Here is a 15,435-nt window from a genome sequence, read left to right as displayed (position 1 = left end):
ATGCGGTTTTCGCCGTCCGGCTCTCTAGCGCCCGGTTCCTATACCGGGCGCCTTCTTACTTTCAGCCAGGAGGCGGCATGAGTTTCGGTTACGTTTTTCGCCGTCTGTTGGGCGCACTTCCGCTACTTCTCGGCATCTCGCTTATCCTCTTTGCGATCGTCCATCTGGCCCCCGGCGGCCCGTTGGATATGTATGCCGAGAACCCTGCCGTCAGTAAGGAAGCTCTGCAGCAGATCGCGGTGGCCTACGGTCTCGACAAGCCCGCGCCCGTGCAATACGTCATGTGGCTTAAATCGATGGTCGTCGGGGACTGGGGCTATTCCATCCGCACCGGCCGTCCCGTCCTGACTGAAATTGTCCTGCGACTGGGGCCAACCCTCGAGTTGGGCGGCCTCGCCCTTCTGATTTCGCTGTTGCTGGCTATTCCGCTTGGAATTATCAGCGCGGCGCGGCGTGGATCAAAGCTCGATAGCGGGCTTACCCTGCTGTCTTTCGCCGGTATCTCGACCCCGGTTTTCTGGCTGGCGCTGCTGCTGCAGCTTCTTTTTTCAGTGCAGCTCGGCTGGCTTCCATCGGCCGGGTACAAGTCTATCGGTGATGGATCGTTCTTCGATCGGCTCGCCCATATCATCATGCCTGCCACTGTGCTGTCGCTTGCAACCATCGCCAGCTGGAGCCGTTTTATCCGCTCCGGCATGATCGATGTGCTCAATCAGGATTATATCCGCACAGCCTATGCCAAGGGCCGCTCCGAGCCGGGCGTGATCATTCTGCACGCATTGCGAAACGCGATGATCCCGGCCGTCACCGTCATAGCGGTGGATTTCGCCACGGTCATCTCAGGTGCCGTCATCACTGAAACGGTGTTTGCATGGCCCGGTATCGGCCGCCTGTTCATGGAGAGCATGGACGGTCGCGACTATCCCATGCTGATGGGCCTGATGATGATGGGGTCCGTTGGCATCGTCATGGCCAACATCATCGCCGATGTGGCCTACGCCGCTCTCGACCCAAGGATTCGCTATGGCTGATGCAACGATGCAACTGGCTCCGCTCGCCCCGCCACAGAGCTATGGCCGCCGCGTTATCAAGCGTTTCCTGAAGCACCGGCTGGCGGTGGCCAGTCTTGCCTTTCTGCTGTTGATGGCGGTCGTCATTATCATCGGGCCATTCCTGTCGCCCTACACATTTGACGGCCAGGACTTCACCCTGATCGGCTCGCCCGGTCCGATGACTGGCGAACACTGGCTGGGAACGGACGAACTTGGCCGCGACGTCATGACCCGCCTCATCTATGGCGGACGCGTGTCGCTGGCCGTTGGTCTGGCCGGCGCGATCATCGCAACGATTGCCGGTACCTTGGTGGGTGCGCTGTCGGGCTTCTATCGCGGCTGGACCGATATTCTCCTGATGCGGTTCACCGACGTGATGTTGTCGATCCCGACACTGCCGCTGGTCCTCTTGCTCTCCGGACTGTTTCGGCCGAGCCCGCCACTGCTTGTGGCGATTGTGGGCATGCTGATCTGGATGGGCACGGCGCGGCTGGTGCGCAGCCAGTTCCTCGCTTTGCGAGAACGCGAATTCGTCGAAGCCGCTCGTGCGCTCGGAGCGGGAGGCGCACGCCTGATGTTCCGCCATATCCTGCCGAATGCAATCGGCCCAATCACCGTGGCGGCAACGCTTGCTGTTGGAAGCGCCATCATGCTTGAATCGGCACTCTCGTTTCTGGGCTTCGGCATTCAGCCACCGGTTCCGACCTGGGGAAACCTGCTGAACAGTGCATCTCCCTGGCTCAGTGTCGCACCTTGGCTGGCGATCCCCCCGGGGCTGATGATCCTTTTTACGGTTCTCGCCGTCAATTTCCTAGGTGACGGGCTGCGCGACGCCATGGAACCCAAGGAATGAGGTCCTGCCACGGTGGCGTTATGTTGCCTGCGGCTAAGCGGTTTGTGAAACCAAGATGAGCGATCTCACCGGCATTGGGGACAAGTGGCTCAAGTCGTCTTGCCGGCGTAGGGGTGCATGGGTTTTGCGAGTGTCGGCTCCAGATCCGCGGATGTGACGATCTCGCGCGCGGCCCCGAACGTCTCCTTGTTGTTTTTGTGAAATCCTATGAATTCCTTGGCGGGAAGCGGCCTTGAGAACAGCCAGCCCTGAGCGAAATTGACGCCGCGCGCCCGTAAGAACGCCGCCTGGTCCTCGGTTTCGACACCTTCTGCGGTAGAAAGTAATCCGAGCTCCTGAGACATTGTGATGATGTGAAGGATAACCGAGCTTGTCGCTGAGTCTTTGCCGATCGTATCGACGAATGATTTGTCGATTTTGAGCGCGTCTATGGGTAACCCCTGAAGATACTGAAGGCTTGAGTAACCCGTTCCGAAATCGTCGATGGCGACCGCATGTCCCGCCTGCCGCGCCCTGCGAAGGGTTACCCGTGCGGCATCGATATCGACAAGGCCGCGTTCCGTTATTTCGAGCCAAATCTGTTCCCTATGAATTCCCGTGGACTGCAGCTTGCCGTCCAGGAAGTCGAGAATGCGACCGGTTGTTATGTCTTCCGCACAAAGGTTGATTGCGATGTGCAGGGTGCGCTCATTGACGAGCAGCGATTTGAGTTCGGCTATGACAATCTCGACCACCTGATTAGTGATGGGCATGATCAGCCCTGTCTCCTCCGCAATCGGAATAAACAGATCAGGTCTCACAAGGGTGCCGTCTGGTCTCAGCCAACGGACCAGAGCTTCCGCCCCGAAACAGATTCCTGTCTCAAGTTCCACGATCGGCTGATAGTGGACGATAAACTCCCGGTTTCTGATCGCCAAATCAAGTTCCGCCTTCGGGGACAGACGTTCCCTCGACATCCAGTAGACGATGCCGATGATGAACAGCGCCATGAATCCGCCGAAGGGGACGAAAATCTTCATCTGCCTCAGGAACTCGGCGGTCATGATGGCCTTGGATTCCGTTGCGACCACGACGAGACCATTCCGCTTGAGCACGGTATAAAGCTGTCCTTCGTCAAGGCCTCGCTGCCGCTCGTCGCGGGCCAGCGTTGCAGCGAGCTCCAGGTCGGGATCGTTACGCGTATTGATGACTTTCCCGGTATCGTTCATCAGCGTGATCGCTATGCCATTGTCGATGAAGACGTCCACGAAGCGCAAAGGAACCACCAGGACATTGTAGCTGCCCATCTGCAAGGCGGTCATCCGTTGGCCGAGGCTCACAGCCGGCTTTATCCGGAGTGAAACCTTTAGACCGTTTCGCCCTGTATAGTCGACCTTGGGCGGGGCAATCCCGGCTGGTGCCGGTCCCCACGAGGTGCATTTGAGAAAGCCGTTCTCGAAGTATCCGATCTCCTCAATCGAGAGAACGTTGATCGTTTCGGTCCTCATGCGGGCGATATGGTCGTTCGAGCAAGGAACCAGACCGCTTTTCTGGAGCACATCCATCGCGTAGTAGGATTCCGCGAACGTCAGTTCCGCGCGATTGACAACCTTTCGGGCCAGGACGTCCAAGATGCCGAGTTCTCGTTCTTCCGCAACCCGCCATGACAACCAGGCCATTACGGCTACGGGAAGAGCCGCACCGACTATCCCTAGAACCACTGCGAGAGTGATAATGCGCCAGCGCCGTAACCGCATGCGATACCTCCGCCGAGGGAATATGTGGATGCACAACCGTGGAGGGTAGTCTATCACATTCCGGTCGATCGCTATTGATCATCGTCTCGCGAAACGCGAATTATGTTTCATGTGACAGCATAGGGGGAGGCCGGATCGGTGTCGTAGGTTGCTCAACCCTGGTGATCAGAGGAGGCACAGGCCGAGGCAAGGTTTGCAGTCAATAATCAGAGACAGGTCTGTTTGTCCCTGATCTATCCACGTATATGCGTGAGCAATCCTCCTGTTTCGAGTCCATCTGGCGAGTACAATGGCTGTCTTCTTTCGCACCTTCATAGACGAAAACACCGCATTCGCGAGACTTGAGAGGGCTCTGTCGCATGGGCCGGCTTTCGACGGCTACCTCGATATCCATGGCGAACTTACACTCTCGCGACCGCGTGACATGAGCGCAGATACGTTCCGACAGCACATTGCCGATGAATTGCGGTCCGTGTGGGAAAAGGCCCCGGTTTGGGCGATCTATGAGCGCAACGAGAAGCACGATCTTTCTGCAAGCGAAATTACCGCTGCCGCGGTCCAGCTCAGCGCCAATTATGAGGGCGCATTCGTTATCACCTTGAGCATTCTGGGGCGGGACCACAGTCCTCACGATCTCGAGCTGACTTTCATATGTTTCAGGCAGGAAGCGGAGCGTCGCAATTTTCGCGCGCGATACGAGGGCAAATTTATATCGAGGTAAAGAAATCGGCGTTGAACTGAGCGTTCGCATTGGCCCATCCAAGACCTGGGGCAAGCTGTGCCTCACCCGCCCGTTTTCTGTCCAGAGCTTACATTCAACCCGGCAACAGCTGGGAGGCCAGACAGATCGTATTCCGGCCATTCCTCTTGGACCGGTACATGGCCGCATCGGCCTTCGCCAAAAGCTCGTCCCTGGTCGTTCCATCTGTTTCAAGGAGGGCCACGCCGATACTTGTTGTCACGCATACGGTTTGTCCTGCAAGCTGCAATGGTTCGGCCACACGCGTGCGAACGCGCTCCAGCAGACGGATCAGGCCATCAGATTGTCGTGGCGGATCTCGCAGGATGATGACAAATTCGTCTCCACCAAAGCGCCCGGCGATGTCAGATAGACGAAGAGAGCCGGCGATGCGCGAGGCAGCCGTCTTTAAAACATCGTCTCCGGCTTGATGTCCGAGGGTGTCGTTGACCCATTTGAAATTGTCGAGGTCGAGAAAAACGACGGCGACCGAACTGCCGTTTTGAGTGGCTTGCGCAAGGGCTTCGTCAATACGGCTGATCACTAGGCCCCGGTTCGGTAGCCCGGTCAGGATATCGTGGTGCGCCATGAAGCGCGCCTGGTCTTCCATTTCCTTGCGTTTCGTGACGTCCTGCGCAAGGCCGATCAGGCCGATGATCTGTCCGCTGACATTTCTCAATGGGGCTTTGGTCATAGATACCCATTTGGTGCCGCCGTCAGCGTAAACATTCTGCTCGACCGTGCTGAGAACTGGATGTCCGCTTCGCATGATCTCCACTTCTGCGTCGTGGAATTGCTGAGCGATAGGGGCTGCAAAAAGATCGAAGTCCGTCTTGCCGATCAGCGCCTCGACGGTCACTGCTTCGCCTGTCGCTATGAATGTCTTGTCAGCGACAACAGCGCCGTTGGCAATCAGAAAACGCGATTCCAGATCTTTTACGAAAAGCTGGTCGGGAACCTGGTTGATCAGCGTCATCAGGAGGTCGCGCTGATCCGAAACACGTTTCAATGCCGCGCGGATATCCACGGGATCGTCACAAAGGCGGTTACTTGTAAGGCGAAGCGCCTCGACTTGTTCGGTGATCTCCGTGGATGGGGCACGCACCTCGCCCGTAGTCTTCTGTTCCTATTTTGCAGCCACCATCGCTCCTCCATCGCGAAAAATGACGCTACAGCAGCAAACCTACGGCCAGGTTAATCGTCGCGCGACTGAGCAAGCTGACGGGGGAGTGGCGGCTACGAGCCGTAAAATCACGGCTCGTACCGGTTGCGTCCTGTGATCAATAGTCCGAAATCTTTTTCATGTAGCGGCGGTCTTCAAGCATGACCTTGTCGCGCTTGGCGGCGAGCTTGTAGGCGAACTTCCACAGTGCGTCGAAGAAGATGAGGGGGATGAGGAAGCCCTTGAAGGCGTCGTCGATGCCCGTCAGATCGAGGTCCTTGGCGTCGAGTGCCAGGATATTTTCCTGTGAACCGAAACGGTAGAGGAATTCGCGGCCGCGCTCTTCCAGGCCACGGGTTTCGTCGAGGCCGATCAGGGCGACGAATTTTGCATTCTTGTCGACCACTTCGAAGGGTCCATGGAAGAATTCGTTGGCGTGGATCGCCTGCGAGTTGATCCACAGCATTTCCATGAAGACGCAGATCGCGAAGGAGTAGGCCGCGCCGTAGTTGGCGCCGCTCGCCATGGTGTAGATGACGGGTGCGTCCTTGAACTGCTCGGCATAGGTATCGAACAGATCAGCATATTGCACATGGGCCTTGTCGATGGCCGGCTGGAGATGGCTGAGGCTCGACAGCAGCGTCGGGACCAGATCGATCGTGTCGGTCTGGCGCAGGAGCCCGGCGAGGATCATGTAAAGCACGCCGTAATTGCTCTCGGCGGCGTCGATGGGGATGCCGGTCGTATAGGAAGCCTGGTAGCCAACGACGTGTTCGGCAGCATCGGCCAGCGGCGATTGCGGATCGAGCGTCATCGCGATCGTCAGGGCACCCTTTTCGCGTGCATGTTTTGCTGCGCGCACCGTTTCCTTCGTCGTTCCCGTCTGCGAGCAGAGGATGACCAGCGCCTTGTCGTCGAGCTTGCGCGGGTCGCGGGTCACGAACTCGTCGCCATTATAAACATCCGAGGTGAGGGCGCTTGAGCGGCGGTCGAGGAAGTATTTGCCCGGATGCATGATCGACAGCGATCCGCCGCAGGCGATGAGGAACACATGCCGGACCTCCCTGCTGGCGACCGCTTCCAGGGCGTTCGTGATGTCGGCGTTCAGTTCGGTCTTCATGGCTTGATCTCGCGTCGGCGTTGACAGTATATTCGCGTTGTGCGAACGTTCTCACATATAGTCAATCAGAAAGATTTCCGATGGTCAAGATTGTTGCGATGGGCGATAATGTCGTCGATTGCTACCTCTCCCGGGACACGATGTTTCCCGGTGGGAACTGCCTTAACGTTTCTGTTTTCATTCGAAAATTTGGTGGTGACTCTGCCTATCTCGGCGCTATCGGCCATGATCCTGCAGGCCACGCCATTGTTGAGGCGTTGTCGCAGGAGGGGGTTGATATCTCCCATCTTCGCCGGATCGAAGGTCCCACCGCCTATTGCATCATCGGCCATCGCAATGCCGACCGGGTCTTCGTGACGTTCGATCTCGGGATATCGATGTTCGAGCCTTCGGAGGAGGATTTCGAATTCATCTCCGGCTATGATGCCGTGCAGATCGGCCAGTCGAGCGGGCTCGACGGATATCTGGCGCGGGTGGCCGCGCTGCGGCCACTATCCTACGATTTTTCCAACAAATATGATGATGCCAAGATCGAACGCATCGCCCCGCTTTGCTACCTCGCCTCCGTGTCGGCAAGGGACGATTCGCGGGACCATGCCGTTGAGTTAATGCGGGGCGTTCTGGCCAAGGGTGCGAAATGGTGCCTCGTCACCCGTGGCTCGAAGGGCGCGGTTTTCGGTGGCGAAGCCGGGATATTCGATGTTCCCGCGGCCAAGGCGAATCTCGTCGATACGCTCGGCGCCGGTGATACCTTCATCGCCCGGACCCTGTTCGGCCTTGTGAAGGGGGAGGCGCCGCCGCAGCTGCTCGGCGCCGCCGCGACGGAAGCGGCGCGTACCTGCAGCTATTATGGTGCCGTGGGCCATGGCGTGCCGATTGATCTCGACGTGGATGTTGCCGCCATCCGCGCCACCCATCCTGATCTATGAGGAAAGCGGTGCGGCGATCGACCCGCGAGCGGCGAATTTCGGCTGCAGCGCCAGATATTGTGGCGCGCTGTCGTCACCCGCGATGCGTGAGAGCATCAGCCGCGCGGCCGCTTCACCCATTTCGGTGAGCGGCTGCACGACGGCCGCGATGCCGGGCTTGATGAAGCTCATCCAGTCCAGATCGTCGAAGCAGATCAGCGAGAGATCGCGTGGAATCTGCAGGTCGAGCGAGGTAATGACATCCATCGCTGCAGCCGACATCAGGCCATCGGCCGTAAAGAGGGCTGTCGGCCGCTCCGACCATTCGAGCAGGCGCTGCGTTTCCTTGCGGGCGCCTTCCGACGAATAGACGCCGACACGGCCGATAAGATCGGGATCAATCGGCAGCCCGGCGCTTCGCAGGGCGTCGATATAGCCATAGAGACGCTGCCAGCTGGGAAAGAGCGTGGACGAATCGAGCGCACTGCCCTCGACCGCACTCAGGAAATCCGTGATATCTCCGCCTTCCCAGCGCTCGAGCTCGGCAATGAGACCGATGCGGCGATGCCCGGCTTCGGTCAGCCGCGTAATGCAATCGCGGGAGGCCGCACGGTTGTCGACGCAGACGGCATCGGCGGCGAGGTTCTTGATGGCACGGTCGATCAGTACCACCGGGCAACCATCGCGGACGGCGGCCTGAAGATGCTTAGAGCCGGATAGATCGGACGGTGCGATGATCAATCCGTCCACCTGTTTTTCCCGCAGCAGCTGGACGGCTTCCAGTTCCCGCTCGATCTGTTCGTCGCTGTTGGTCAGGAGGATGCCGAAGCCGGCGGCGCGGGTGACATCGGCAACTCCGCGCAGGATGCTTGCATAAAACGGGCTCTGGATGTCGCCGGCCACGACGCCAATCGTCTTGGTCTTGCCGGTGATCAGGCCGCGGGCGAGGAGATTGGGGCGGTAGCCCAGCTCCTCGGCTGCCTGCCTGACCTTGTCCTTGATCTCCTGGCGTGAATAGCCGTAGCCGCCGAGGACGCGACCGGCCGTTGCCGTGCTGACGCCGGCATGTTTTGCCACCTCGGTGATCGTTACCTTGTCCTGCCGTTTGTCGTTCATGTCCCCTCGTTCTTCCTTGCCATCACGGCCTGTGCCGGCCCCGCGGCATACATGCCGAATTTCTCACTTGACGAAAAACAAAAAGCAATGCCTATAATGTGAGAACGTTCGCACAATTTCACCTCCAAGGCAATCGGATGGAAGGTGTGGGCGCGGGAACAGAGGATAAAAGGGGAAGGACCACAGAGATGGCATATCATTCGGGAATAAACCTATTGCGGGCGGCGAGCCTTGCGGGTGCGCTCTTTGCATCCGCACTTTCAGCGCATGCCGCAGAAGCTGACAAGGCGCTGCACGATGCACTGTCGGAAAGCTACAAGTCCAACGGCGTCAACATAGCCGTCTTCAACGACTGGCCGCCGGATGAATTCGTCGAGAACGGCGAGTTGAAGGGCTGGAGCGTCGATATGGCGAAGGCTATGTCCGAACGTCTGGGCGTGCCGTTCAAGTTTGATCCGACCAGCTTCGACGTGATCATTCCGGGTCTTGCCAGCAAGCGTTACGACGCCGGCTTCTCGTCCTTCGGTGTTACCGCAGAGCGTCTGGAAGTCCTCGACTTCATTCCTCAGCGCAAGGAAGGCACCGGTTACGCTTTCCTGAAGGGCAAGGATCTGAAGCTTGGCGAAGAGAAGGATCTCTGCGGCCACAGCGTAGCACTTCTTACCGGCGCCTGGGACTTCCAGTACCTGACAAAGGTCAGTGAAGAGACCTGCGTTGCCGCTGGCCTGAAGCCGATCGAGCTGCAGCAGTTCACCACGCAGAATGCGGCCGAACTCGCCGTATCTTCCGGTCGCGTCGAAATCGTTGCCGCAGGCTCGGCCAAGCTTGCCTATCTCGCCAAGCAGACCGGCAAGTTCGACATGGCCGGTTTCATCAGCAATGCGGTCTATAACGGCATCGGCGTTCGCAAGGGCGATCCGCTCGGCCCGGCGCTCAAGGGCGCGCTTCAGGCGATGATGGACGATGGCTCCTACAAGGAGATCATGGCAAACTGGGGCGTCGATGGCGCGGGCATGCTTGAAAAGGCAATCCTCGTCACCAAGGATGACCCGAATCCCTGATCCTGCATAAGGTCCGGAATGGAAACCCGTTCCGGACCCCTTCTGAAGAAAGATGCAGCATGGCTGTTTCAGACAAGACGCTAGTCCAGCGACCGGACATTCATTCCGCCAAACTCGTCGATGTCTTCCACCCTTCCTGGTGGATTGGCGGTGCTGTTCTGCTGTTATTGGCGGGGCTGTTCATACGGCTCCTGGTGACCAACGAGAACCTGCAATGGAGCGTGGTCTGGCAATATCTGTTCAGCCCGGAAATCCTGGCCGGGCTCGGCCGCACGCTGATGCTGACGTTTCTGTCGATGATCATCGGCCTGATCATCGGAACGATCATTGCCATCATGCGGCTGTCGCGCAATCCGGTGTTTCAGGCGACGAGCTGGGCGTGGATCTGGTTCTTCCGCGGCGTGCCGCCGCTGGTGCAGCTGGTTTTCTGGTACAATCTCGGCCTGCTGATCCCGGAAGTGTCGATCGGCATTCCCTTCGGCCCCACCCTCTGGTCTGCCTCGACGAACCAGCTGATCACGCCGCTGACGGCTGCGCTGCTCGGGCTGGCCTTCACCGAAAGCGCCTATGCCGCGGAGATGATCCGGGCCGGCATCCAGGCAATCAATGTCGGCCAGACGGAAGCCGCCGCCACGCTCGGCATGACGCAATTCCAGACGCTGCGCCGTATCGTGTTGCCCCAGGCACTGCGCATCATCATTCCGCCCATCGGCAACGACACCATCTCGATGCTGAAATTCACTTCCCTCGTCAGCGTGCTTGCCCTGCCGGACCTGCTTTACTCGGCCCAAATGATCTATTCCCGCACCTACCAGACCATCCCGCTGCTGATCGTCGCGACGATCTGGTATCTGGTGCTGTCCACCATTCTGACGCTTATCGAACACTATATCGAACACCGCCTGAAGGACGGCACGCCGATCGACTTCCAGCTGGTTCTCAAGTCGCTGTTCAAGAGCAAGTTCTGGGGACTTCGCCGCGGGGAGGTGCTGCCATGATGCCGCTTCTGAATGTCGAGCGCCTGTCGAAAAGTTTCGGCACGCATCAGGTGCTGAAGAGCATCGATCTGACCGTTTCCGCCGGTGATGTCACCTGTATCGTCGGTCCTTCCGGCTCCGGCAAGAGCACGCTCCTGCGCTGCCTGAACTATCTCGAAGTCCCGACCTCCGGCGCGATCTATCTCGAGGGTGAGCCTGTCGGCGTCCGCTGGCGCGGGAACAAGCTTTTCCGCATGTCGTTCAACGAGCTTTCGGTCCAGCGGCAGAAGATGGGCATGGTGTTCCAGGGCTTCCATCTCTTCCCGCACAAGACGGCACTCGAAAACATCATCGAGGCGCCTGTTATCGTCAAGGGCAAGACCCGGCAGCAGGCGACGGAAGAAGCCCGGCGGCTGCTCGACAAGGTGGGCCTCAGCGATCGCGCCGACTACTATCCGAGGCAGCTTTCAGGCGGCCAGCAGCAGCGCGTGGCGATTGCGCGCGCCCTTGCGATGCAGCCGACGCTCATGCTGTTCGACGAGCCGACCTCGGCGCTCGATCCCGAACTGGTGGGCGAGGTTCTGGCCGTCATGCGACAGCTTGCGGAGGAGGGCATGACCATGGTGGTCGTGACCCACGAGATGTCCTTTGCCCGGGATGTGGCCGATCATCTCGTTTTCATGGATGGCGGTGTCATCGTCGAGGCGGGCAATCCCCGCGATGTGCTCAGCAACCCACAGCACAGCCGCACACGCTCGTTTCTCGCCCGCGTTCTCTAAAGGAATTCAAATGCGCCACTTCGATGCCGGACAGGTTCATCGTGCCCTTGATTATCCCGGTCTCGTCGAGGCGTTGCGGGGAGCGCATCGCGATGGCGGGATGCCACAGATGCATGTCACCGTGCTGAGCGACAGCGAGAGGGACGAAAACAAGTTCGTCTCGCTTTTGTCCTGGGCCTCGGGCGATGTCATCGCGGTCAAGATGGTCGGCGTTTTTCCCGGCAATCCCGAGCTTGTCCCACCACAGCCCTCCGTGCAGGGACTGGTGGCGCTGTTCGACGGCAAGACAGGCGGAGCGCTTGCGACCTGCGATGGTGCCGCGCTCACCTTCCGCAAGACCGCAGCCGATTCAGCTCTTGGCGTCGCTCTTCTGGCAAGGCCGGATGCAGAAGTGCTGCTCGTGGTTGGCGCCGGAGGGCTTGCCCCTCATGTGATCGAAGCCCACACGAGCGTACGTCCTTCGATCCGAAGGGTGCTGATCTGGAATCGCAATCCTGCAAGGGCGGAAATGCTGGCAGCGGACTTGCGGGCGAAGGGCAGGGATGTATCCTCCGTCTCAGTGCTGGACGAGGCCGTCGCGGAGGCCGACATAATCTCCTGCGTCACCATGGCAACCGAACCCTTGGTCCGTGGCGCGCTCTTGAAGCCTGGCACTCATGTCGATCTCATCGGCGCCTATACGCCAGACATGCGGGAAGCCGACGACGACACACTCCGTCGTGCCGGCCGCCTTTTTGTCGACACGCGCACCAATAGTGAGGGTTCAGGTGATGTGTCGGGACCGCTTGCGGCTGGCATCATAACGCGCGCCGACATCGTCGCCGATCTCTGCGACCTCTGCAATGGCACCCACCCTGGTCGCCGGTCGACTGAAGAGATTACCGTCTACAAGAACGTTGGGGGCGGACATCTGGATATGTTTACCGCAAGACATTTGCTAGCAACGACCCGCGTCGGGTAAATCCCAATGTGTCGCGGTGTTGAAAAGACAATGATGCGGCCCAATCTGCGTCTTGCCAGGCTATTCTTCCTGTCACCGTGACAAGATCCAATGTTCACATTCTCGCGGACTGCTTCTATTCAAAGACGACCCTATCCGGCTGAAAGTGAATTCCATGACATCGATTGAGATGATTGTTGCCGCCCGCGCTCGTCTGCAAGGGACTGTACGGCGAACGCCGTTGTTGTCATCTCCGTTTCTCGATGAGGTGGCGGGACGGCGCTTGTTCGTTAAGGCGGAGTGCCTGCAGCACTCGGGTTCGTTCAAGTTTCGCGGCGGATGGTCAGCTTTGTCTGGTCTTGACCAGAGTGTTCGCAACGGGGGCGTGATTGCATTCTCCTCCGGAAACCACGCACAGGGCGTCGCGCTTGCTGCGAGGCTTCACGGTGTACCGTCTTTGATCATCATGCCCTCTGACGCACCGAGACTGAAGATTGATAACACCCGCGCGTTTGGGGCAGAGGTCGTTCTGTATGATCGCATGAACGAGGATCGAGATGCGATTGGCGCCCGTCTTGCGGAGGAGCGTGGTTTGACGCTGATACGCCCCTTTGACGAGCCGCTGGTGATTGCCGGACAGGGCACCGTTGGTCTCGAAATCGCGGAACAAGCGGATGAAGAGGGTGTGACGGATTCTGAAGTGCTTGTCCCGTGCGGTGGCGGTGGCTTGAGTTCCGGGATCGCATTGGCGCTCGAAGCCAGCGCCCCCGGTTTTCGCGTCCGGACGTGTGAACCCGAAAATTTCGACGACACCGCTCGCTCGCTCGTTTCAGGCAACTATGAGCGAAATTCAGTCATGACCGGTTCGATTTGCGACGCTATCCTGACCCCGGAGCCCGGAAAGCTAACCTTCCCGATCCTGCAGCGGCTCGCGGGCAAAGGCATTGCCGTTACCGACGAGGAAGCTCTTCGGGCGATGGCCCTGGCATTTAAGCGATTGAGGATCGTCATAGAGCCGGGCGGCGCGGTGGCGCTTGCTGCTGCACTGTTCCACAGTGACGTGCTGGAGAGTGATACGGTTATCGCCGTGGCCTCCGGAGGAAATGTTGACACCGAAATATTTGCCGCCGCACTGTCCCGTTTTGGGTGACGCCATATCCGCCCGAACGGCTCATGGTGAAGCAGTGCGCAACTAAGGTTCTTCTGCGTTCCTCTGCCTTGCTGTCACGATAGCCACGAGGGTAATTCGCGTTTAACTTTGCCCGTCAGAGCTGCCGCGACGCAGCTTGCGAGGCTGCCGAAGCGAACGTTGCGGCCGGAAAGGCCGGGGCCATAATGGGCATACTTCGCGGAATTCGTCATGACGGCACGGGTGCGGGTTGGGAAGACGGGCTCGGAAATCGAACACCAGCAGAGATCCGGCAGAATTTGCACGCCAGCTGTTTGGAGGCGAGACAGCGTGCCGTCCCTGCGGGCGTCGTCAATGATCTGCTGACCGGCAGTTACGATGACAGTAACATCGGGACGGCGTGGCTGGCCTCTCAAGGCCTGCGTGAGGGCATCGGCAAGCGCCCGGCATTCCTCAAGCGAGGCATGCGGGCTGCCAATCGCCACCAGTTCAATGTCTTCCGGACCTTCATTCAGAGTCCGCCACGCTTCGATCATGTCCCCGCGAGAAATCTTTGCGCTGCAGGCTCCAGCGATCGCCGCTCCGTCGGCCTCGGGCGTCACGCCCTCGATGTGCAGCATCGGCGCTGCCGATGTCGTGCCGAAGGCTGCGCATAGGGCTTTGAGGTCGTTGCGAGACGGGGCGCCATCCAAGAGGCCCGTGAAGAGGGCGATGCAGTCGGGAGCGGCCTTGCCCGCGAGATAGCCGATCAAGGGCCAGAACGCATCGTCGATCGCTGCCGGCATGTCCACGTTGATCACGCGTTCTGCGCGCCGGTTTGCGTCCAGGTAAACGCCAGTTTTTGGCGCCCGCCCGGTCAAGGCGATACAGAGGTCGAGAAAGTCGGGATGCTTTGCGGTTCTTGCGCCGAGCACGCTGTTGGCGAAAACGACGGCGTTTGATTCCGCCCAGGCGATCGCGTCGCCCTGTTTCGGCGCACTGTCGAGCAGATAGGGCGAGCAGGTGAAGGTCGGGCGACAGCCCATGCGGACATAAGCATCCGCAAGTCGCGCGGCGGGTGCTCCAAAGGTTTGTGGAACGCCTTGTCGCTGCCAGTTGGAATAATCGACCGAGATCGCATTCATGGTCGTGGGGATACGGACCTGCGCGCCAGTTTTGGCCATGGTCTCGGCAAATGTCAGATTGGCCGGGCTCGCATAGATGCAGCCATCGATATGACCCTGAATGACATCGATCAGGGATGTCGCCCCCTGCTGCGCGGCCATGGCGCAGATGATCCGCATCGCCTGGACGACGGCCTCGCCCTCCTGCCCTTCCAGCATTGCGCGATCGGTGTCGGTCAACGCCAGAGTGTCGGTTGCCGGTGGGCTTAGCGCAATGGTGACCGTGTCGGATGCGATCGCCCTGTTCGTGATCGTCACAGTCGCTGCTGTCGAGAGTGCCGCAAAGGCTTCTGCCGAAAGCCGGATGACGGGAAGCGGCTTGCCGAACATTTCTGCCGCAACCAGCGCACCGAGCGTCAAGACATCTTCGGCTTCGCAGAAAACAAGTGCCGCAGGTGCCCGCCCGGTGAGGATTAGATCGAGCAAAACGCCCGAGCCCGAGCATGAGCCACGACTCGTCGGCATGAACAGAATGCAGCCCGTGAGGCAACTGCCGTTCAGGGGATGGTGGATGTCGATGACCTTCCCGGTCTCGGGCTCAACGCCGCCCCAGAAGCTCAAGCCTTCATCGGTAGCAACAACCGGGCCTGCTGCCGAACCAGCCAGCACTATTCGAGAAAGGGAAGCGATGGTCAAAGGCAGGCCTCGATCGTTCGGCGATGACAATGTGGAGGATCTTCGAGTAGCAGATCATACGCTC

The 15,435-nt window shown here is 59.3% G+C and carries 14 protein-coding genes; 9 read left to right on the top strand and 5 right to left on the bottom strand.

Annotated elements, in window-relative coordinates:
* The first annotated feature begins 77 nt into the window (after positions 1–77).
* Together QO002_RS24525 and QO002_RS24520 are read left to right on the top strand one after the other, a co-directional pair.
* Positions 78–1,031 (top strand): ABC transporter permease, encoded by a 954-nt coding sequence (locus QO002_RS24525; RefSeq protein ID WP_307234777.1) that lies wholly within the window; start codon positions 78–80, stop codon positions 1,029–1,031.
* Positions 1,024–1,905, top strand: a complete 882-nt coding sequence (locus tag QO002_RS24520) for an ABC transporter permease (RefSeq protein WP_307234774.1) — start codon at positions 1,024–1,026, stop codon at positions 1,903–1,905. The genes QO002_RS24525 and QO002_RS24520 overlap by 8 nt, the downstream gene beginning before the upstream one ends.
* 89 nt (positions 1,906–1,994) lie before the next feature.
* Here QO002_RS24520 and QO002_RS24515 read toward each other — a convergent pair whose 3' ends face one another.
* Positions 1,995–3,641, bottom strand: coding sequence for an EAL domain-containing protein (locus tag QO002_RS24515; protein WP_307234772.1), 1,647 nt, complete (start codon positions 3,639–3,641; stop codon positions 1,995–1,997).
* Between the two features lie 289 nt (positions 3,642–3,930).
* Here QO002_RS24515 and QO002_RS24510 point away from each other — a divergent pair, with 289 nt between their 5' ends.
* Entirely contained in the window at positions 3,931–4,362 is a 432-nt protein-coding gene (locus tag QO002_RS24510) for a hypothetical protein (RefSeq protein WP_307234770.1), read from the top strand.
* A 94-nt stretch (positions 4,363–4,456) separates the two neighbouring features.
* Here the strand turns inward: QO002_RS24510 and QO002_RS24505 are convergent, their stop codons facing one another.
* Both QO002_RS24505 and QO002_RS24500 read right to left on the bottom strand, forming a co-directional pair.
* On the bottom strand, positions 4,457–5,407 hold the full coding sequence (locus QO002_RS24505) for a GGDEF domain-containing protein (protein ID WP_307234768.1): 951 nt from the start codon (positions 5,405–5,407) through the stop codon (positions 4,457–4,459).
* 253 nt (positions 5,408–5,660) lie between these two features.
* Complete coding sequence (locus QO002_RS24500) at positions 5,661–6,662, bottom strand: SIS domain-containing protein (protein WP_307234766.1); 1,002 nt, start codon at positions 6,660–6,662, stop codon at positions 5,661–5,663.
* A gap of 80 nt (positions 6,663–6,742) precedes the next feature.
* On the opposite strand from QO002_RS24500, the gene QO002_RS24495 reads away from it, so the two are divergent.
* Positions 6,743–7,591, top strand: coding sequence for a PfkB family carbohydrate kinase (locus QO002_RS24495; RefSeq protein ID WP_307234763.1), 849 nt, complete (start codon positions 6,743–6,745; stop codon positions 7,589–7,591).
* Here QO002_RS24495 and QO002_RS24490 read toward each other — a convergent pair.
* Positions 7,586–8,686, bottom strand: a complete 1,101-nt coding sequence (locus tag QO002_RS24490; RefSeq protein WP_307234760.1) for a LacI family DNA-binding transcriptional regulator — start codon at positions 8,684–8,686, stop codon at positions 7,586–7,588. The two genes, QO002_RS24495 and QO002_RS24490, sit on opposite strands and share 6 nt — an antisense overlap.
* Positions 8,687–8,874: 188 nt before the next feature.
* Here QO002_RS24490 and QO002_RS24485 point away from each other — a divergent pair, with 188 nt between their 5' ends.
* The 5 genes from QO002_RS24485 (at position 8,875) to QO002_RS24465 (ending at position 13,593) form a co-directional block, all read left to right on the top strand.
* The gene (locus tag QO002_RS24485) at positions 8,875–9,747 is read left to right on the top strand and encodes an ABC transporter substrate-binding protein (RefSeq protein ID WP_307234758.1); all 873 of its coding nucleotides are present in this window, start codon (positions 8,875–8,877) and stop codon (positions 9,745–9,747) included.
* Between the two features lie 59 nt (positions 9,748–9,806).
* Complete coding sequence (locus QO002_RS24480; RefSeq protein WP_307234756.1) at positions 9,807–10,745, top strand: amino acid ABC transporter permease; 939 nt, start codon at positions 9,807–9,809, stop codon at positions 10,743–10,745.
* Positions 10,742–11,503, top strand: a complete 762-nt coding sequence (locus QO002_RS24475; protein ID WP_307234754.1) for an amino acid ABC transporter ATP-binding protein — start codon at positions 10,742–10,744, stop codon at positions 11,501–11,503. The genes QO002_RS24480 and QO002_RS24475 overlap by 4 nt, the downstream gene beginning before the upstream one ends.
* 10 nt (positions 11,504–11,513) lie before the next feature.
* Positions 11,514–12,464 (top strand): bifunctional Delta(1)-pyrroline-2-carboxylate/Delta(1)-piperideine-2-carboxylate reductase, encoded by a 951-nt coding sequence (lhpI, locus tag QO002_RS24470; RefSeq protein ID WP_307234752.1) that lies wholly within the window; start codon positions 11,514–11,516, stop codon positions 12,462–12,464.
* Between the two features lie 154 nt (positions 12,465–12,618).
* The gene (locus QO002_RS24465) at positions 12,619–13,593 is read left to right on the top strand and encodes a threonine ammonia-lyase (RefSeq protein ID WP_307234750.1); all 975 of its coding nucleotides are present in this window, start codon (positions 12,619–12,621) and stop codon (positions 13,591–13,593) included.
* A 74-nt stretch (positions 13,594–13,667) separates the two neighbouring features.
* Here QO002_RS24465 and lhpI (QO002_RS24460) read toward each other — a convergent pair whose 3' ends face one another.
* The gene (gene lhpI, locus QO002_RS24460; protein WP_307234748.1) at positions 13,668–15,371 is read right to left on the bottom strand and encodes a cis-3-hydroxy-L-proline dehydratase; all 1,704 of its coding nucleotides are present in this window, start codon (positions 15,369–15,371) and stop codon (positions 13,668–13,670) included.
* Positions 15,372–15,435: the final 64 nt, after the last annotated feature.

This window comes from Pararhizobium capsulatum DSM 1112, from assembly GCF_030814475.1.
In the GTDB taxonomy this organism is placed as follows: Bacteria; Pseudomonadota; Alphaproteobacteria; order Rhizobiales; family Rhizobiaceae; genus Pararhizobium; species Pararhizobium capsulatum.
Note: the sequence above shows the minus strand (reverse complement) of the source record. Positions and strands in the feature narration are given on the sequence as shown.